Here is a 17,115-nt window from a genome sequence, read left to right as displayed (position 1 = left end):
CAAACCTCAATGCGCATGAGCCAGAAACTTGCTCAGAAACTGCCGGGTGCGTTCTTCCTTCGGCGCAGCGAAAAGCGCCTTGGCTTCGCCCTGCTCGACGACCACCCCCTTGTCGAAAAACACCACGCGGTTGGCCACATCCCGTGCGAACTGCATCTCGTGGGTGACAATGATCATGGTGCGTTTCTCTTCGGCGAGGCTGCGAATGGTGGCCAGCACCTCACCGACCAGTTCGGGATCGAGGGCCGAGGTCGGCTCGTCGAACAGAATCACCTCTGGCTCCATCGCCAGCGCACGGGCAATCGCCACGCGCTGCTGCTGACCGCCGGACATGCGCCGCGGCCAGGCATCTTCCTTGCCCGCCAAACCGACTTTGGCCAGCAGCCGACGACCTAGCGCGAGAGCGTCGGCACGGGGCATCTTCTTCACCACGATCGGGCCTTCGACGACATTCTCTAGGGCGGTGCGATGAGGGAACAGATTGAAGTTCTGGAACACGAAACCCACCTGCTGGCGCAACCGGCGGATCAGCTCCTGCTGACGCGCCAATGGCTGGCTGGCATCTATCTTGATATCGCCCACCTGGATGCGCCCGCCATCGGGGGTTTCCAGCAGGTTCAGGCAGCGCAGGAAGGTGGTCTTGCCGGACCCGCTGGGGCCGATGATAGCGACCACCTCGCCGGGCTCGACCCGCAGGTCGATGTCCTTGAGCACCGGGATGCCGTTGAAATGCTTGCTGAGCTTGTCCACCACAATCATCGCGTGCTGCTCCTCACTGCTGGTCGTGGCGGTTGACCCGCAGTTCAAGACGATGCTGCAAGTGCGCCAAGGCACTGGCGAGCACCCAGTAGATCAGCGCGGCGCCGATGTACATGGTGAAGATTTCGAAGGTGCGGGCGGTAATCAACTGCGCCTGGCGGAACAGTTCAGGCACCTGGATGGTGGCCGCCAACGAGGTGTCCTTGACCAGCGAAATGAAGCTGTTGCCCAACGGCGGCAAGGCCGTGCGAGCCGCCTGAGGCAGGATGGCGCGGCGCAACGTTTGCCCACGGGTCATGCCGATGCTGGCGGCGGCTTCCCACTGCCCGCGCTCGATGGAGCCGATGGCCGCCCGCAGGATTTCACAGGCATAGGCAGCCATGTTCAGCGAAAAACCGATCAGCGCCGCCGGCAGCGGGTCCAGTTCGATACCCAACTGCGGCAGGCCGTAATAGATCACGAACAGCTGCACCAGCAATGGCGTACCGCGAACGAACGACACGTAGATCCGCGCGATCCAGTTCCACGGCTTGAAGGTCGACAGACGCATCAATGCCAGGCAGAAGCCCAGCAACAGGCCGAAGAACATCCCGCCCAGGCTGAGAAAGACCGTGTAGTAGGCGCCCTTGAGCAGAAAGGGCGCCGAGTCGACTATCAGTTGCAGGCTGCTTTCGATCATTGCGTGACGTCAGCGCCGAAATACTTCTTCGACAGGGCCGCCAGGGTGCCGTCGGCACGCAGTTTGTCGATCGCCTGGTCGATCGCTGCGAGCAATTCCGGCTCGCCCTTGCGCAGTGCGACACCGGCTTCCTGACGAGAGAACGCCGGGCCCGCCAGCACCAGGGTATCGTTGGTCTTCTTGATCAGTTCCAGGGCCGCCAGGCGGTCGACCAGGATGGCGTCGATACGGCCGATGCGCAGGTCCTGATATTTGGTAGGGTCATCATCGTAGGTCTTGACCACGGCTTGCGGCACGTTGTCGTGCAGCCATTGCTCGTAGTTGGAGCCCAGGCCCACACCCACCTTCTTGCCTGCCAGGTCCGCAGGCTTCTCGAACTTGCCGGCATCCTTCTTCTGGGCCAGCGCCTGGATACCGGAAACGGTATAGGGCTGGGAAAAATCATACTTCTGCTTGCGTGCCTCGGAGATGGTGACCTGATTGATCACCACGTCCAGACGCTTGGAATCCAGCGCGGCGAGCATACCGTCCCACTTGGTTTCCTGAATCTTGACCTTGACCCCCAGTTGCTTGGCCAGCGCCTGGGCGAATTCGACCTCGAAACCGCTGAGCTTGCCGTTCTCGTCCTGGAAGCTGAACGGCGGATAGGTGCCCTCCACGCCAACACTGAACGAGCCGTTTTTCTGGATGTTCTTCAACTGCTCGCCGGCCACGGCCTGGCCCAGCATTGCCGAGCCGAGCACTACGCCCAGGCTGCCCAGGAGGAGATTTCGACGCCAAGCGGAAAAAGTCATGTACAGCCCCTTTTGTGGTGATGGGAGTCAATGTGCGGCGCCACTATAAGGTGAGCCGCAAAGCACTCAAAAGAATAAAAAATTCGAGTCTTATGCTATTTATTCCAGACCTCGGGATAGGCGAAAAGTGCAGGTGCGCCGCCGGTATGCAAGAAGATCACCGGCCCTTCAGGCAGGCGCCCGCGCTCGATGGCATCGAGCAGACCGGCCATGGCCTTGCCGGTATAGACCGGATCGAGCAACAGTCCTTCCTGACTCGCCAGGCACTTGATCGCCGCCAGGGTGCCGGCATTCGGCTCGCCGTAACGGGGGCCGAAATACTCGTCCCACAGTTGTACGTTGAAGTGCTCGGGCACATCGATATCCAGCAATTGGCAGGTCTGCTCGGCCAGGCGCTGGACTTTCGGCGCTTGGGTCGCATAAGGACGCGACACGGTCACACCGATGACCGGCAGGTGCGGCAGGCTTTCGCTCAGGCCCAAGGCCAGGCCGCTGTGGGTACCGGCGCTGCCGGAGGCCAGCACTACCGCGGCGAAATCCAGGCCGCTGGCACGGATCTGCTTGGCCAGCTCCAGGCCCGCACGCGCATACCCCAACGCGCCGAGGGCGTTGGAACCGCCGATCGGCACTACATAGGGACGCTTGCCGGCCGCCCGCAGGCGCTCGGCGGCGGCGAGCAGTTGCGCGTCGGCGTCGTCCAGGTTGTCGACGTTCTCGACCTCGGTGCCGAACAGGTCCAGCAGCAAGCGATTGCCATTGCCGAGGTAGTCGGCACCGGCACTGTCGCCCAGCGCGTTTTCCAGCAGCGCATGGCAGCCGAGCCCGAGCCTGGCCGCCAGCGCCGCCGTCTGGCGCACATGATTGGACTGCAGCGCGCCGGCGGTCACCAGGGTGTCGGCGCCCTGTGCCAGCGCATCGGCGGCCAGGTATTCGAGCTTGCGTACCTTGTTGCCGCCCATGGCCAGGGTGGTGGTGTCGTCACGCTTGATGTAGACCTCACGGCCCACCAGCGCCGACAGGCGTTCGAGCTTTTCCAGCGCGGTGGGCGCGCCGACCAGTTCGAGACGGGGGAAATGGCTGAGTGCTTGGCTGAGCATGGACGTTTCCAAAGGGTTCTGATCGCAAAGGACTATAGGCACCGCCGGGCAATGGGGCAACTGCGACCCTGCGCCAGCCCATATTGCATCGACGTGCCCTCGGCCGTTGTCTGGCAAATTTGCGCCATCGGAGCGCCGCTGCTTTCCCCGACCGGAGGCGTTGTGAGGCTCGCAGCGATCCTGTACTGTACATAAAAACAGTATATGGAAAATCCCATGCAGCTGATCGACAAGCTCAGCATCCTCGCCGATGCCGCCAAGTACGACGCCTCGTGCGCCAGCAGCGGCGCGCCCAAGCGCAGCTCCGAGGGCAAGGCCGGCCTGGGCGCGACCGATGGCATGGGCATCTGCCACAGCTATACCCCGGACGGGCGCTGCGTCTCCTTGCTGAAGATCCTGCTGACCAACTTCTGCCTGTTCGACTGCCAATACTGCGTCAACCGCCGCTCCAGCGATGTGCCCAGGGCGCGCTTCACGCCCGAGGAAGTGGTGCGCCTGACGCTGGACTTCTACCGCCGCAACTGCATCAGCGGGCTGTTCCTCAGCTCCGGGATCATCCGTTCGGCGGACTACACCATGGAGCAATTGATTCGTGTGGCCAGGCTGCTGCGCGAGGAGCATCAGTTCCGCGGCTATATCCACCTCAAGACCATTCCCGAAGCCGATCCGCTGCTGATCGAAGAAGCCGGCCGCTATGCCGATCGCCTGAGCGTCAATATCGAGTTGCCCACCGATGCCAGCCTGCAGATTCTGGCGCCGGAAAAGGACGTGGGCTCGATCAAAAGGGCCATGGGCACCATCTACACCGGCCAGCAGACCGTGCTCAACGAACCCCGCGCGCCGCGCTTCACGCCGGCGGGGCAAAGCACGCAGATGATCGTCGGCGCCGACCTCACCGACGACAGCACCATCCTTCACAGCGCCGAATCGCTGTACGGCAACTATGGGCTCAAGCGCGTCTATTACTCGGCCTTCAGCCCCATCCCCAACAGCCCGAAGAGCGTGCCGCTGGCTGCGCCGCCGCTCCTGCGCGAGCACCGTCTGTACCAGGCCGATTTCCTCTTGCGCAGCTACGGCTACCGCGCCGACGAGTTGCTTCGCGGGCCGGGTGATCTGGCTCTGGACATCGATCCCAAGCTGGCCTGGGCCCTGGAAAACCGCAGTGTCTTCCCGCTGGACCTCAACCGTGCCGAGCCCGCCCTGATCGCGCGCATCCCGGGCATCGGTATCCGCACCACCAAGCGTCTGGTGGAATTGCGCCGCCAGCGGCGGATTCGCTACGAGGATCTGACCCGCTTGCGCTGTGTACTGGCCAAGGCAAAGCCGTTTTTCATCACCAGCGACTATCACCCGCAGCAGGCAGAAACCTCCACCCTGCTGTTGCGCGAGCAAATGCGTGACCGCCCGCAGCCCCAGCAGTTGGGGTTGTGGGGATGATCAGCCTGGATTGCGATGACCTGTTCGACACCTGGCGCCAGCAGGCGCGCTGGCTGCTCAGTCACCAGATCGATCCGGCCCAGGTGAGTTGGGACACCGTGGCCGATCTGTTCGCCACCGACGAGGTGGTGCCGCCAACGCCGGGGCCCTATCAGGCACGTATTCCGTTGGCACTGATCGAGCTGTTGCAGACGGCGGCGCGCTGTCGTGGCGAACAGCGCTGGAGCCTGCTCTACGAAGTGCTTTGGCGCGTCAGCCATGGCGACCGCACGGCCATGCTGGCGGGGGATGTACTGGGCAGCGAGTTGCACCGGCGCATCAAGCAGGTCACGCGTGAAGCTCATCACCTGCATGCGTTCTTGCGGTTCATCGAGTTGCCGTCCGCGGAGGGCGCACCTGTAGGCCCCGAGTACGTCGCCTGGCATGAGCCTGCCCACGACATCCTTGCCAGTGCCAGCCAGCACTTCATCGGCCGCATGGGGCAAAAGCGCTGGCTGATCGCAACGCCGCAGGACGGGGTCTATTACGACGGCACGCAGCTCATCCACGAGCGTCGCTGCCCACCACAATGGCAACAGTTGGCGCAGGGTGCCGAGGATCCGCAGGGCGAGTTGTGGCTGACCTACTACAGCCACATCTTCAACCCGGCGCGCCTGAATCCCAAGGTCATGCAAGGGCACCTGCCGACGCGATTCTGGAAGAACCTGCCCGAAGGCGCCTTGATTCCCGGCCTGATCAGCGAAGCCCGCACCGGCAAGCAACGGGACGGCCAGGCCCGGGCCATCGGGGCACGCCAGGGCAAACGCATCGGCCGCGAATGATCCGCGGCCGTGGCTTTAGCTCGAAGCTTGCAGCCCGCGGCAGCGTTTAAACCTTGAAACGCCGCACCACCGCGATCAGCTTGTCGTTCGAAGCCGCCAGCGCCGCCGTACTCTGCTCGCTCTGCGCACCGCCCGCCACCAGCTCCTCTACGATATGCCGCACCGCCACCATGTTGCGGTTGATCTCCTCGCTCACCGCGCTCTGCTCCTCGGCCGCCGTGGCGATCTGGGTGCTGAGGTCGTTGATGCGCACTACCGATTCGGCCATGCCGTCCAAGCCCTCATTGACCCTGGAGGTCTTGTCTACCGTAGCCTGGCAACGCTCCTTGGTGTTTTCCATGGCCACCACCGCGGCGCCGACACCCTGTTGCAACCGGGTGAGCATTTCGTTGATTTCCGAGGTGCTGGCCTGGGTGCGTCCCGCCAAAGCCCGCACCTCATCGGCGACCACAGCGAAGCCGCGCCCTTGCTCGCCGGCACGGGCCGCCTCGATAGCCGCGTTGAGCGCCAGCAGGTTGGTCTGCCCGGCGATTTCGCCGATCACGCCGAGCACCGAGTTGATGCGCTGGGCATCCTGCTCCATCGCTCGCACTTTGCTGGTGGCTTCTTCCACTTCGCTGATCAGCTCGCGCACGCTGCTCGAAGCATCCTCGACCACGATCTTCGAGTGCCGGGCCTTCTCGTTGGCGACCTGAGTCATGCTCGCCGTCTGCGCGGCATTGCGCGCCACATCTTCGGCGGTGGAGCTCATCTCGGTGATGGCGGTGACAGCCTGATCGGTCTCGCTGGCATGCCGGACAAGAATCTGGTTGGTGCCATGGGACTGACCACGCAGTTGCTCGATGTTACCGGCGATGACCGATGACGAATCGGACACTTCGGTGATCATCTTTTGCAGGTAGACGATAAAGCGGTTGACCGAATGCCCTACCGCGCCTACCTCGTCTTCGGCACGGATGACGATGCGTCTGGTCAGGTCGGCATCGCCCGCCGACAGCGTATCGATGTTGGCCTTGAGCACCGCCAGGCGCTTCATCAGCTGGCTCAGGGCGAAGACGATCACCAGCAGCATGACGATAACCATGGGGATCTGCAGCATGGCCAAGGTCGTGAGGACCTTGCTGCTCAGCGCTGCCAGTACTGCGGTAGGCTGCGCCACGGCCATCAGCCACGGCGTGCCCTCGATCGGCTGCAGGAACAGGCTGTAGTCCTTGCCGTCGCTGCCGGTGTAGGTGGTATGGGCCACAGCCACTGCCGCAGGGGTTTTCAAAGCGCTTTGCAGGGCTGCCGCAAAGGGGTACTGGCCAGCCAGATCGCTGAGGTTCTTCAGCACGTTGTTGCCGGGGATTTCCGGCTGGTTGCTGAGCACCTTGCCGTCGGCCTCGACGATCATCAATTGAGCGTGAATGTCACGTTCCTTCTGGGCGACCAGGTCGTTGAAGAAACCCAGGGTCACGTCGATGGTCGACACGCCATAGGCGGCGCCATCCTTGGTGATGGCCATGGCGCAGTTGGTGCGCGGCTCGGGGCTGGCATCGTCGCGATAGGCCGCGGCCCAGTTGCACTGACCCGCAGGCGTCTTGAGGCCACCGAGGTACCAGGACTGCTCGAAATAATTCTGCGACTCGGGCGAGTTCCAGTGGGTGTTGACGATCAACTTGCCGCTGGCATCGCGGTGATAGAAGGTGCTGTGCTTGGCCCGCCCGGGAGTGCGTTTGTCCGGCAGCGGCCAGACGCCGCCACCAAACACTTTCAGTTCACCGTACTGGTTGACCATGCTCGGCAACAGCCGATCGATGCTGTCGCTGTCCAGCTGCGGCACCGTCTCGGTGATCACCCGTTGCTGCGCTTGCACCCTGGCCAGTTCGGTCTTGATCACGCCGCTGATCTGCGCCGCCTCGTTGATCAGATGACGTTCGTCCGTCGCGGTGAGGGTCGGGGTGATGAACAGGCTGATGCCAACGCCGGTGAGGATGGCGATCAGCAAAATGAAACCCACGAAAGTAGCGGTATAGCGAGCTTGTATTGTTTTTAGCATGCTGGGGATATCCGCAAGGATTGGAACTGTTGTCAGGTAAACGATGTATCGGCACCGCACGACGCTCCATGAGCCTAGCTGCCCATGAAGTCGCCGTGCTGCCGGTCAGCCTCGCGAATCGGCGCCCTGGGTCAGCCCCGTCAGGGTGTCGGCGATGCTCTTGGTGCGTTGCGCCGTGCCGCCGGTCAGGCGGCTGGAGTCTTCGAGGGTGTCGAGCATTCCACGCAGGGTGCCGACGGCCGTGGACTGGTCCTCGATCTGTTGCGCCACCCGTTGGATCTCACCCGCCAGCAGGTCGATATCGACGCCGATCTCCCCCGCGTTCTTGCGGGTGATTTCCGCCAGCTTGCGTACCTCGTCGGCCACCACCGCGAAGCCGCGACCCATCTCCCCCGCACGCGCCGCCTCGATGGCCGCGTTGAGCGCCAGCAGGTTGGTCTGCCCGGCGATCTGCTGAATCACCTGGACGATGGACTGGATACGCAAACTCGATTGCGCCAGTTCGCGGGCACCGTTGACCGTGTCACCGGCCTGGGTCGACAGCGTCTCGACCGTGGCCCCGGCATCGGCCGCCACCGCGTTCTGCCGCTCGATGGTGTTGGTCAGGTCGTCCATCGACAGGTGCAATTCACCCGAATAATGCTGCAACTGATCGGCGATCTCCTGCTGTTGGTCGCTGGCCTGGGCCAGCACCCGGCCCAGGTCGGACAAGCCGTTGAACACCGGCAGCACGTTTTCATCCATACCATCGGTATCGAGGTAGCTGGTGAAGTCCTTGCGGTTGAGCGCGCCGATCTGCTTGACCACCACGTGATTGAGTCCGGCCAGCTTCTTGATCTGGCGGCGCAGGAAGAACGCCTTGAACTCGCCGTAGTGGGCGATGAAATTGTCGACGTACTCGTCGACGAAGCTGGCGCCCCTGGGCACCCGGAAGAAGAAAATCGCCGTCAGCGTCTGGTTGAGGTTAAGGCCCAGAATTTCCCCGAAGGTCGAGAATCCCGCCAGCGGCACGTTTCCGAAGATACCGGTCATGCTGCCCAGGTCGTTGCCGTTGTTGAGCCGACGCAGGATGCAGTCGTTGAGAATCGCCGCCACCGGCGTTCCCCCCTTGCCCTGCAGGAAGCGCTGATAATCGCTGCGGGTGGTCTCGCGGATCGGCGTGCGCTTGACCATCACCAGCTCTTCACCCGGCGCCACGTCGCAGAACAGCTGCACCATCTGGCGCTCGTAGTCGATGCGGGCAATGGAACGCACGAACAGCTCTTCGCCCACGCGGATGGCGAACGAGTAATCGGCCAACTGCCGTTCGAGGGCGTCCGGGGTGCATTTGAAGGCCTCGCACAGGGCCTGGACCATGGTCTTGATATTGCCCTGGGCGTCGACGATCTGATGAATGGTGCGGTCCTCGACCGAGGCCGTCAGCACGTTGAAGCTCAGGCTCGAGGCCTGGAAGTTCTGGCTCTTGAACACCCCGAAGCGCACGTCGGCCGGCGTCTTGATAAAGACGATCTGGGCGTGGTTCTGGTAGCTACGCTGGCCGTCATGGATCAAGGTCTGCTTGAAGTCGCCCTTGCCACCCGCCGAGCCGCCGACGAACAGGCAGGGAAAGCGGCCGGATTCGTACAGCGCTTCCATGAAAAACGATTCGGAGGCCGACAGACCGTCGAAGACGATATAGGCCAGGGTGTCGCGATGGTCGATGGCCGTCTGGATACGCACCCGCTTGATGTGCCCGACCAGTCTGGCGATGCGTTCGCGCATGGCCAGCCGCTTGCCGCCGCTGCGGATGTCTTCGCATTCGAGGGGTACCATCACCACCTCGGCCGAGGCGATCACGTTGCTGTCGAACAGCTGCAGGACTATCCGGTCCCAGCGCTCGCCCGTCGGGCAGTAGAGCTGACTGGCAGCGTTGCACAGCTCGCCCGAGGTGGTGCACAGACTGACGACGGTGTTGGGGAAGCGTTGCTTGATGCGCCGCGCGACCTGGTCGAGGTCGACATGCGGCGAGACGAAGCCGGTGATCAGCACCGGTGTCAGGCGCAGGCCTTGCAGCTCGCGCTCAAGGTCAGCGGCGGTGCAGACCACGCTGGTGCTGCCCTTGGACGAGGTGTTGGTCTTGTTGAAAAGGCCCGAAAGCTTCATGGCGGTGCTCGACGAAAAAGATTTCAGCCTGACGGCAGTCAGGCCATTGATCTCTTTATCGACTCAGCCTGACGCGGCTTAAGTAACACCCGAGATTTATACGACAAAAAATCGCGCCGGCCGTCTGAAGCTGGGGCCTAGGTCTATGCCCACAAAAAACCCCACTCGAAAGTGGGGTTTGGTCATCACGCAATTACCGTATCAGATACCGACGGTCTGACCCAGGAACCACGCACGCTCTTCAGCCTGGTCGATCCACTCTTCCAGCAAGCTGGTGGTGGACACGTCGTTGGCTTCGTCGGTGATGGTATGGGTAGTGCGCATGAAGGCGGCCAGGGCCTGGTTGTCTTCATGCAACTCGGTGAGCATCTGCTCGGCGGTCAGGTCGGTAGCGTCGCTGCTGGCCAGGCGTTTGATCTGCACGATCTGCTCGAGCGAACGAATGCTCGGCTGGCCGATCTTGCGGGCGCGCTCGGCAATCACGTCGGTGATGGCGTAGATTTGGGTAGCCTGTTCTTCCAGCAGCAGGTGGTAGTCGCGGAAGTGCGAACCGTGCATGTGCCAGTGGTAATTCTTGGTCTTGATGTACAGCGCGAATACGTCCGCCAGGAGCACCGCGAGCTCCTTGCCGACTTCGGGCTGGTTGGAGATGCGCGCATCTTCGCCCTTCTCGGCTTTGCTTTTCACGGCGGATACGGTTTTCAGTTCACTTTTAACGTTGGCGACGGCCATGGTGGATCTCCAGTCGTTTGAACAAGGATGGGGAGTGATCGCGCAAGACGATCATCGCGGTCTGTAGAGTCGACCATAGACCACGCGCAAATGTTCAGCCGAATTTTTCTATGAGCGGTATGGATTGCCTCTATAACGCCTGCCCGCCGGGGGGTTGAACCGGCCATCGGATAAAGCATGGCCCTCTGACAGAATTATTTGCGCGCGCCAAGCTCGAATCCTGTGAACGAACAATTTCCCATTGGAGCTCACATGAACCGCTACCTGATCCCTGCCCTGTTCGCCACCCTCGCGCTGGCCGGTTGCTCGACCGAAACCGTGGTGACCCTGCAAAACGGCACCCAGTACCTCACCCAGGACATGCCGAAGACCAAGACTGCCGATGGCTTTTATGAATTCACCGACGTGGCCGGCAAGAAGGTACGCGTGCGCGCTGACGAAGTGGCAACGGTAAAAGAAGAAGATTGATCCGGATGTTACGAGGACTGAGTGCCACACAGCCCTGTAAAGGCGCCTGGGCTCGATCCTTCATGCAAAAAGTTTCTATCGCACAGGCGCAGGAAGTGCTTGCCGAGACTAGACTTGAAACCGGTATCAGATTCGCCCTACAGCTCCTTCGGAATAAACCCTGAAAAAAGCAGACTATAGCGACTTGCCACTACCCCGGCGCTGAGGCATAACAGCAGTTCGACTCATACAAGGATGTCCGAACTTGCACTTTTTCTATCGTGTTCTGCTGGCGCTTGGTGCGCTTCTGGTGCTGGCCCTCGGGGTGGTGATCCATTACATCATCAACCCCAACCTGCCGGCGTGGCAGCCCGCCGAACGCACTCGCTATCTGCCGCAATGGAGCGACGAGCAGCGCGACGCCTACTATTTCACTGCGCAAGGCACGCAGGTCAAGGGCCTGCACTACGACTGGTTCACCCAGCTGGAAATGCCCTTTTCATCGGCGCGTTTCACCGCCCCGGCCAATATGGGCCGTTTCGGTTTTCTGATCGATCCACCGAGCCCGAGCAACCCGGCACAGCTGCCCGTGGGCTTTACCCGCCACCAGAACCCCGGCGACCCGGCCCAGTACCTGGACATCACCTGCGCCGCGTGCCACACCGGCGAACTGCGCTACAAAGGTACCGCCCTGCGCATCGACGGCGGCCCGGCCCAGCATGTGCTGCCCTCCAGCGTGCCGACCTTGCGCGGCGGAGCATTCGGCCAGGCACTGGTCGCCAGCATGGCCGCCACCTACTACCTGCCTTGGAAATTCGATCGCTTCGCCCGTGCCGTGCTGCAGGATCGCTACGAGGCCGAGCACGAGCAGTTGCGCAAGGATTTCAAAGCGTCCCTCGACACCTTCCTCAAGGTCGCATGGAACGACACCCGCCGCGGCCTTTACCCGACGCTCGAAGGGCCCGGCCGTACCGACGCCTTCGGGCGCATCGCCAACGCCACCTTCGGCGACGCCATTTCACCCAGCAACTACCGTGTCGCCAACGCCCCGGTCGACTACCCCGAACTGTGGGACATCTGGACCTTCGACTGGGTGCAATGGAACGGCTCGGCCCAGCAGCCCATGGCGCGCAATATCGGCGAGTCACTGGGCGTGGGCGCCACCTTGAAGTTCTTCGACGACCACGGCCAGCCACTGCACGGCGCCGATCGCTACCCCTCCAGCGTACGCCTGGCCGACCTGCACCGTATCGAGCAAAGCCTGCAGCACCTCCAGCCGCCGACCTGGCCTGAAGACCTGCTGGGCAAAATCGACTTGCCGCTGGCGAGCCAGGGCCGCGCGCTGTTCGAGGAAAACTGCGCCGTCTGCCACGTGCCGCCGATAGACCGCAGCGGGCCGCGGCCGGTGCAGACCCTCAAGCTCCTGCCCGTGGACTATATCGGCACCGACTCTACCGCTGCCGACAACATCGCCGACTACCGTTACGACCTCAGCGCCCTGCAATGGGACAAGGCCGAACTGGCCAGGCTGGGCGTCGAACTGCACCCGGCCAACCCCGAGCTGGACCTCAACCAACTCTCGTCGGCCAAAGGCCTGGCCTACGTGACCGCCTTCGTCGAGGACCGCGCCTATCGCGAAGCCGGCATCGACGCCGAACAGCGCAAGGTCATGGACGGCTTCGGCCTGCCCATCGGCGTGCGCGAAGAGCGCGCCTACAAGGCCCGGCCACTGGACGGCGCCTGGGCCACTGCGCCCTTTCTGCACAACGGCTCGGTGCCCAACCTCTATCAGTTGCTGTCGCCACAGGACGAGCGTGCCCGCACCTTCTATCGCGGCACCTTCGAGTTCGATCCGGCCCATGTCGGCTATCGCACCGAAGCCTTCCCCGGCGGCTTCCTGTACGACACACGTATCACCGGCAACCATAACAGCGGCCATGAATTCCGCGACGGCCCCCGTGGTCGCGGGGTCATCGGCCGCTTGCTGCAGCCCCAGGAACGCTGGGCGCTGATCGAATACCTGAAAGTGCTGGGCGGGCCACTGGAGGGCCAACTGCAATGAGAGAACGTCGGATGTTCACCCCCGCCCTGCCGAGCCCGCTGGCGCGCCTGTGGCTGCGTTTCGGTCGTCTGCTGGCGCGTCTGCTGCTCTGGCTGCTGGTGCTCGGCGCCCTGGGCTGGCTGGCGAGTACCGCCTGGTACGCCTGGAAGTTCTCCGGCCCGGTCTCGGCCCAGGAGCAGATCCCCCCCGGCGAAGCGGCCATGACCCAGGACATCATCCAGACCGCCGTGCGCATCGTCGATCAACACAAGGAGCAGACCCGCTACCTGCGCGACGCCCATGCCAAGGCCCACGGCTGCGTCAAGGCCGAGGTGACGGTGCCCCAGGACCTGCGCAGCGACCTGCGCCAAGGCGTCTTCGCCCAACCCGGGCAGCGCTGGAACGCCTGGATGCGTCTGTCCAATGGCAACGCCTACCCGCAGTTCGACGCCATCCACGATGCCCGCGGCATGGCCATCAAGCTGCTCGATGTGCCCGGCACACAGCTGTTGCCCGATGCCAAGGGCAGCGACGGCCAGGCGCTGCACGAGCAGGACTTCGTCATGTTCAGCCATCCCAACTTCTTCGTCAGCGACGTCGCCGAGTACCGGCAGAACATCGCGGCCCAGGCGGACGGCAAGCAGGTCATGGCGTTTTTCCCTGGCTGGGACCCACGTACCTGGCAACTGCGTCACCTGATGATCGCCAAGGCCACTCTGGCGGCCGCGCCAGCAAGCCCGACCCAGGCGACCTATTACTCGGTATCGCCGTACAAGTTCGGCAGCGCCAATGCCAAGTTTCGGGTGATCCCCGACCCGGCCAGTTGCCCGGCCTACAGCCTGCCGGCGGAAAACACCGACCTGCCGAATTTCCTGCGCACGGCCTTGTTCCAGCAACTGTCGGCCGATCGCCAACCGGCCTGCTTCGCGTTACAGATCCAGCGTCAGGACGCACGTCGTTATATGCCGATCGAGGACACCAGCATCGAATGGCGCGAGGCCGATGCGCCATTCGAAACCGTCGCCCGCATCCGCGTGCCGGCCCAGGACTTCGATACTCCAGAGCAGAACCTCATGTGTGACAACCTGTCGTTCAACCCCTGGCACGGCCTCGAAGCGCACCGCCCCATCGGCGGTATCAACCGCCTGCGCAAGGCGGTTTATCAGGCGGTCAGCGATTACCGCCATAGCCGCAACGGCAACCCGTGAGACCAGCCTTTACGCACAGGGTCATTCCATGCGGGAATAGACGCCCTGACCCTGTAGCGAGGGGGCTCGCCCCCGAAAGCGATCAACCATGTCCCGACGCCTGACCCCTTCCATGACCGCACTGCAATGCTTCGAAGCAGCGGCACGGCACCTGAGCTTCACCCGCGCCGCCCAGGAGCTGCACCTGACCCAGAGCGCCGTGAGCAAGCAGGTGGCGCAGCTCGAAGAAATGCTCCAGCATCACCTGTTCCAGCGGGTACGCCGGCGCCTGCAACTGACACCGGCAGGCTCGCTGTACCTTACCGAAGTGGACAAGATCCTTACCCAGATCGACATGTCCAGCCGCTACATCCTCTCCTATGGCGCCGAGACCGAGGTGCTGCGGGTTGCCACCCAGCCGACCTTCGGCGCCCGCTGGCTGATCCCCAATCTCAAGGGCTTCGGCAAGCGCTTCCCGCATATTCATCTGGATATCCGCAGCGAACTGGAGCCTTTCGACCTGTTGCAGGCCAAGGCCGACGTGGCGTTCTTCTTCGGCCAGGGCACCTGGCCCGGCGCCACCTGCCTGGGACTGTTCAGCGAAGACGTGGTTCCGGTGTGCGCGCCGGAGCTGCTGGCCGACAACCCGTTCGACCACCCCACGCAACTGGCCGAGCAGGTGCTGCTGCAATGTACCTCACGGCCCGAAGCCTGGCATGAATGGTTCCTGGCGCAGGGCCTGAGTTCGCAGAACAGCTATCACGGGCCGCGCTTCGATACCTTCTACATGTGCATCCACGCGGCGCTGGCAGGCTGCGGCATCGCTCTGATCCCGCGCTATCTGGTAGCCGAGGAGTTACGCGAAGGCAAACTGGTGGTCCCCTTGACTCATGTCACCCCGAGCAACGGCGCGCACTTCATGGCCTACTCCGAGCACGCGGCCGAGGTGCCCAAGGTGAAGGACTTCGTGGACTGGATTCTGGCGCGCTGTTGAAAGCACCCGAATGGCATGACGAAGGTAAACTGTGCAGCTCAATCCATCGGGAAGAAAAATGGACAAATTCGACCGCGCCATCCTCGAAATCCTCCAGGATGACTGCACCCTCGCCATCGGCGCCCTGGCCGAGCGCATCGGCCTGGGCACCACCGCCTGCTGGCGGCGGATTCAGAAGCTCGAAGAGGAAGGCATCCTGCGCAAACGCGTAGCGCTGCTAGATCGCTCGAAGCTCAATATCGGCGTGACGGTATTCGTGTCGATCAAGACCAACCAGCACAGCGCCGAATGGCTGCAGACCTTTCACGCGCGGGTCGCGGAAATCGTCGAGGTGGTGGAGCTGTATCGGATGGCCGGCGACACCGACTACCTGCTGAAGATGGCGGTACCGGACATTGCCGGCTATGACGCGGTATACAAGCAACTGATCCAGATACCCGGGCTGTCGGATATCAGCTCCAGCTTCGCCATGGAGCAGATCAAGTACACCACGGCCATGCCGCTGCGCTACGTGCCCCTGTAGCGGGGGGGCTTGCCCCCGATTGCAGTGCATCGGTCACGTAGCGGTTGCTCGCACTTTTTTCGGGGGCAAGCCCCCTCGCTACAGAATGGGCAAAAAAAAAAGCGACCCGTGAAGGTCGCTTGTTTTTTGCTTCAAGGTGTTCAGTGGGCCTTGAAGCGAGATATGGCGCAGCGGACGGGACTCGAACCCGCGACCCCCGGCGTGACAGGCCGGTATTCTAACCGACTGAACTACCGCTGCGCGATACACTAAGAGAGATTGGTGGGTGATGACGGGATCGAACCGCCGACCCTCTGCTTGTAAGGCAGATGCTCTCCCGGCTGAGCTAATCACCCTTTCACTCTCGGTGTGGCGCGCATTCTACGGACGCCCCCTACCTCTGGCAAGCACTTTTTAAAATATTTTTTTCAGGCCTTCCAAAGACTTAGAACCGGTTGGCCTGAGCGCCCACAGGGAGAATAATGCCCGCCTTGTGTATTAAGGAGAGATTCACCTTATGTGGTTCAAAAACCTGCTTGTCTATCGCCTGACCCAGGATATTCCGTTCGACGCCGAGGCGCTGGAAACCGCACTGGCCACCAAACTGGCGCGCCCCTGTGCAAGCCAGGAGTTGACCACCTATGGTTTCGTCGCGCCCTTCGGCAAGGGCGCCGATGCACCGCTGGTGCACGTCAGTCAGGATTTCATGCTGATCGCCGCGCGCAAGGAAGAGCGCATCCTGCCGGGCAGCGTCGTGCGTGACGCGGTCAAGGAGAAGGTCGAAGAGATCGAAGCCGAGCAGATGCGCAAGGTCTATAAAAAGGAACGTGACCAGATCAAGGACGAGATCATCCAGGCTTTCCTGCCCCGTGCCTTTATCCGTCGCTCGTCGACCTTCGCCGCCATCGCCCCGAAACTGGGCCTGATCCTGGTCAACTCGGCCAGCCCCAAGCGCGCTGAAGACTTGCTTTCCACGGTGCGTGAAGTGATCGGATCGCTGCCGGTGCGGCCGTTGGGCGTGAAGATCGCCCCGACTGCGGTGATGACCGATTGGGTCAAGACCCAAAAAGCCGCTGATGACTTCTATGTACTGGACGAGTGCGAGCTGCGCGATACCCACGAAGACGGCGGCATCGTCCGCTGCAAGCGTCAGGACCTGACCAGCGAAGAAATCCAGCTGCACTTGAGCACCGGCAAGCAGGTGACTCAGCTGTCGCTGGCCTGGCAGGACAAGATCTCCTTCGTGCTGGACGACAAGCTGGTGGTCAAGCGCCTGCGCTTCGAGGAGCTGCTGACCAACGAAGCCGAAGAAAACGGTGGCGAGGACGATCTGGGCCAGCAGGACGCCAGCTTCACGCTGATGATGCTGACTTTCGGTGAATTCCTCCCGGCGCTGTTCGAGGCCTTGGGCGGGGAAGAGATTCCGCAGGGCATCTGATCCGGGT

At 62.6% G+C, this 17,115-nt stretch carries 15 protein-coding genes and 2 tRNA genes; 8 read left to right on the top strand and 9 right to left on the bottom strand.

The window, feature by feature from the left end:
- Positions 1–6: 6 nt before the first annotated feature.
- The 4 genes from tcyN to AC3WJP_RS08100 form a co-directional block, all read right to left on the bottom strand.
- Entirely contained in the window at positions 7–759 is a 753-nt protein-coding gene (tcyN, locus tag AC3WJP_RS08115) for an L-cystine ABC transporter ATP-binding protein TcyN (protein WP_493720963.1), read from the bottom strand.
- 13 nt (positions 760–772) lie between these two features.
- Positions 773–1,438 (bottom strand): cystine ABC transporter permease, encoded by a 666-nt coding sequence (gene tcyL / locus AC3WJP_RS08110; RefSeq protein ID WP_493720962.1) that lies wholly within the window; start codon positions 1,436–1,438, stop codon positions 773–775.
- Positions 1,435–2,232: a cystine ABC transporter substrate-binding protein gene (tcyJ, locus tag AC3WJP_RS08105; RefSeq protein WP_493720961.1), complete on the bottom strand. Its 798-nt coding sequence runs from the start codon at positions 2,230–2,232 to the stop codon at positions 1,435–1,437. The genes tcyL and tcyJ overlap by 4 nt, the downstream gene beginning before the upstream one ends.
- 95 nt (positions 2,233–2,327) lie before the next feature.
- A complete protein-coding gene (locus tag AC3WJP_RS08100; RefSeq protein ID WP_493720960.1) occupies positions 2,328–3,329 on the bottom strand; it encodes a D-cysteine desulfhydrase in 1,002 nt (333 codons plus the stop codon).
- A gap of 216 nt (positions 3,330–3,545) precedes the next feature.
- On the opposite strand from AC3WJP_RS08100, the gene AC3WJP_RS08095 reads away from it, so the two are divergent.
- Entirely contained in the window at positions 3,546–4,766 is a 1,221-nt protein-coding gene (locus tag AC3WJP_RS08095) for a putative DNA modification/repair radical SAM protein (RefSeq protein WP_493720959.1), read from the top strand.
- On the top strand, positions 4,763–5,587 hold the full coding sequence (locus tag AC3WJP_RS08090; RefSeq protein ID WP_493720958.1) for a TIGR03915 family putative DNA repair protein: 825 nt from the start codon (positions 4,763–4,765) through the stop codon (positions 5,585–5,587). Before AC3WJP_RS08095 ends, AC3WJP_RS08090 begins: the two co-directional genes overlap by 4 nt.
- A 46-nt stretch (positions 5,588–5,633) precedes the next feature.
- Here the strand turns inward: AC3WJP_RS08090 and AC3WJP_RS08085 are convergent, their stop codons facing one another.
- The 3 genes from AC3WJP_RS08085 to AC3WJP_RS08075 form a co-directional block, all read right to left on the bottom strand.
- Positions 5,634–7,625 carry a methyl-accepting chemotaxis protein gene (locus tag AC3WJP_RS08085; RefSeq protein ID WP_493720957.1) on the bottom strand — a complete coding sequence of 664 codons (1,992 nt, stop codon included), beginning with the start codon at positions 7,623–7,625 and terminating at the stop codon, positions 5,634–5,636.
- A 105-nt stretch (positions 7,626–7,730) separates the two neighbouring features.
- Positions 7,731–9,767: a methyl-accepting chemotaxis protein gene (locus AC3WJP_RS08080; protein ID WP_493720956.1), complete on the bottom strand. Its 2,037-nt coding sequence runs from the start codon at positions 9,765–9,767 to the stop codon at positions 7,731–7,733.
- Between the two features lie 201 nt (positions 9,768–9,968).
- Positions 9,969–10,499 carry a Dps family protein gene (locus tag AC3WJP_RS08075; protein ID WP_493720955.1) on the bottom strand — a complete coding sequence of 177 codons (531 nt, stop codon included), beginning with the start codon at positions 10,497–10,499 and terminating at the stop codon, positions 9,969–9,971.
- A gap of 252 nt (positions 10,500–10,751) precedes the next feature.
- Here AC3WJP_RS08075 and AC3WJP_RS08070 point away from each other — a divergent pair, with 252 nt between their 5' ends.
- The 5 genes from AC3WJP_RS08070 to AC3WJP_RS08050 all read left to right on the top strand — a co-directional run bounded on the left by AC3WJP_RS08070 (position 10,752) and on the right by AC3WJP_RS08050 (position 15,691).
- Positions 10,752–10,967: a YgdI/YgdR family lipoprotein gene (locus AC3WJP_RS08070; protein ID WP_493720954.1), complete on the top strand. Its 216-nt coding sequence runs from the start codon at positions 10,752–10,754 to the stop codon at positions 10,965–10,967.
- 244 nt (positions 10,968–11,211) lie between these two features.
- Complete coding sequence (locus tag AC3WJP_RS08065; protein WP_493720953.1) at positions 11,212–13,008, top strand: di-heme-cytochrome C peroxidase; 1,797 nt, start codon at positions 11,212–11,214, stop codon at positions 13,006–13,008.
- Between the two features lie 11 nt (positions 13,009–13,019).
- The gene (locus AC3WJP_RS08060) at positions 13,020–14,195 is read left to right on the top strand and encodes a catalase family protein (protein WP_493720952.1); all 1,176 of its coding nucleotides are present in this window, start codon (positions 13,020–13,022) and stop codon (positions 14,193–14,195) included.
- An 88-nt stretch (positions 14,196–14,283) separates the two neighbouring features.
- On the top strand, positions 14,284–15,168 hold the full coding sequence (gcvA, locus tag AC3WJP_RS08055) for a transcriptional regulator GcvA (RefSeq protein ID WP_493720951.1): 885 nt from the start codon (positions 14,284–14,286) through the stop codon (positions 15,166–15,168).
- 58 nt (positions 15,169–15,226) lie between these two features.
- Positions 15,227–15,691, top strand: coding sequence for an Lrp/AsnC family transcriptional regulator (locus AC3WJP_RS08050; protein ID WP_493720950.1), 465 nt, complete (start codon positions 15,227–15,229; stop codon positions 15,689–15,691).
- Positions 15,692–15,854: 163 nt separating this feature from the next.
- Here AC3WJP_RS08050 and AC3WJP_RS08045 read toward each other — a convergent pair.
- Both AC3WJP_RS08045 and AC3WJP_RS08040 read right to left on the bottom strand, forming a co-directional pair.
- Positions 15,855–15,931: transfer RNA gene (locus AC3WJP_RS08045), tRNA-Asp, on the bottom strand.
- Positions 15,932–15,950: 19 nt separating this feature from the next.
- Positions 15,951–16,026 (bottom strand) — tRNA-Val (locus tag AC3WJP_RS08040).
- A 161-nt stretch (positions 16,027–16,187) separates the two neighbouring features.
- Between AC3WJP_RS08040 and rdgC the strand changes: the two genes are divergently transcribed.
- Entirely contained in the window at positions 16,188–17,108 is a 921-nt protein-coding gene (gene rdgC / locus AC3WJP_RS08035) for a recombination-associated protein RdgC (RefSeq protein WP_493720949.1), read from the top strand.
- Positions 17,109–17,115: the final 7 nt, after the last annotated feature.

The sequence above is a fragment of the Pseudomonas sp. GW821-FHT01A09 genome (assembly GCF_058986725.1).
Note: the sequence above shows the minus strand (reverse complement) of the source record. Positions and strands in the feature narration are given on the sequence as shown.

Coding starts and splice junctions, on each gene's coding strand:
- tcyN (WP_493720963.1), bottom strand. CDS start 759: ATGATTGTGGTGGACAAGCTCAGCAAGCATTTCAACGGCATCCCGGTG.
- tcyL (WP_493720962.1), bottom strand. CDS start 1,438: ATGATCGAAAGCAGCCTGCAACTGATAGTCGACTCGGCGCCCTTTCTG.
- tcyJ (WP_493720961.1), bottom strand. CDS start 2,232: ATGACTTTTTCCGCTTGGCGTCGAAATCTCCTCCTGGGCAGCCTGGGC.
- AC3WJP_RS08100 (WP_493720960.1), bottom strand. CDS start 3,329: ATGCTCAGCCAAGCACTCAGCCATTTCCCCCGTCTCGAACTGGTCGGC.
- AC3WJP_RS08095 (WP_493720959.1), top strand. CDS start 3,546: ATGCAGCTGATCGACAAGCTCAGCATCCTCGCCGATGCCGCCAAGTAC.
- AC3WJP_RS08090 (WP_493720958.1), top strand. CDS start 4,763: ATGATCAGCCTGGATTGCGATGACCTGTTCGACACCTGGCGCCAGCAG.
- AC3WJP_RS08085 (WP_493720957.1), bottom strand. CDS start 7,625: ATGCTAAAAACAATACAAGCTCGCTATACCGCTACTTTCGTGGGTTTC.
- AC3WJP_RS08080 (WP_493720956.1), bottom strand. CDS start 9,767: ATGAAGCTTTCGGGCCTTTTCAACAAGACCAACACCTCGTCCAAGGGC.
- AC3WJP_RS08075 (WP_493720955.1), bottom strand. CDS start 10,499: ATGGCCGTCGCCAACGTTAAAAGTGAACTGAAAACCGTATCCGCCGTG.
- AC3WJP_RS08070 (WP_493720954.1), top strand. CDS start 10,752: ATGAACCGCTACCTGATCCCTGCCCTGTTCGCCACCCTCGCGCTGGCC.
- AC3WJP_RS08060 (WP_493720952.1), top strand. CDS start 13,020: ATGTTCACCCCCGCCCTGCCGAGCCCGCTGGCGCGCCTGTGGCTGCGT.
- gcvA (WP_493720951.1), top strand. CDS start 14,284: ATGTCCCGACGCCTGACCCCTTCCATGACCGCACTGCAATGCTTCGAA.
- AC3WJP_RS08050 (WP_493720950.1), top strand. CDS start 15,227: ATGGACAAATTCGACCGCGCCATCCTCGAAATCCTCCAGGATGACTGC.
- rdgC (WP_493720949.1), top strand. CDS start 16,188: ATGTGGTTCAAAAACCTGCTTGTCTATCGCCTGACCCAGGATATTCCG.